The organism is Microvirga roseola (genome assembly GCF_020866965.1).
Lineage (GTDB): Bacteria > Pseudomonadota > Alphaproteobacteria > Rhizobiales > Beijerinckiaceae > Microvirga > Microvirga roseola.
This window is the reverse complement of sequence record NZ_JAJATX010000195.1, coordinates 1-582: the sequence shown is the minus strand read 5'-3', so window position 1 is coordinate 582 and position 582 is coordinate 1. Positions and strand designations below refer to the sequence as shown.

Annotated in this window: 1 protein-coding gene; it reads left to right on the top strand. The window is 61.5% G+C overall.

Going from position 1 to position 582, the window contains the following annotated elements; genetic code table 11:
- Window positions 1–72: 72 nt before the first annotated feature.
- Window positions 73–582 (top strand): IS110 family RNA-guided transposase (locus tag LG661_RS24855; protein ID WP_230534663.1); only part of this gene is annotated, 510 nt, incomplete at its 3' end.

Sequence of the window (582 nt, the reverse complement as noted above, 5' to 3'; positions counted from 1 at the left end):
CCACCTAATGGGATGGACGGCTCTCCCTCCCGCCCTGCACGATAGCGGGGTTGAAGACGAGGAGGACATTCCATGACCATCCACACCCTTGGCATCGACATCGCAAAGAACGTGTTCCAGCTCCATGGCGTCTCCCAAACCGGAGCCGTGGTTCTCAGGCGCAGGGTCATGCGTGACAGTCTGATTCAGGTCATCGCTCAGCTGGCACCCTGCACCATCGCCATTGAAGCCTGCACTGGCGCCTTCTACTGGCAGCGGTGCTTTGAGGAACACAGGCACACAGTCAAGATCATCAGCCCACAATACGTGAAGCCCTTCGTGCGCCGCCAGAAGAACGACGGCAATGATGCCGAGGCGATCTGCACAGCCGCCCGTCAGCCGCACATGCGGTTTGTGCCCAAGAAAACGCTTGAGCAGCAGGATATCCAGACCCTGCATCGCGCCCGGCAGCGGCTGGTAAACCACCGCACGGCCCTGGTGAGTCAGACCCGGGGCATGCTACTCGACCGGGGCATTGCCATCGGTGTGAGCATCACCCGGGCAAGGCGGGCTATTCCCGAGATCCTCTCCGGCCAGCAGCCT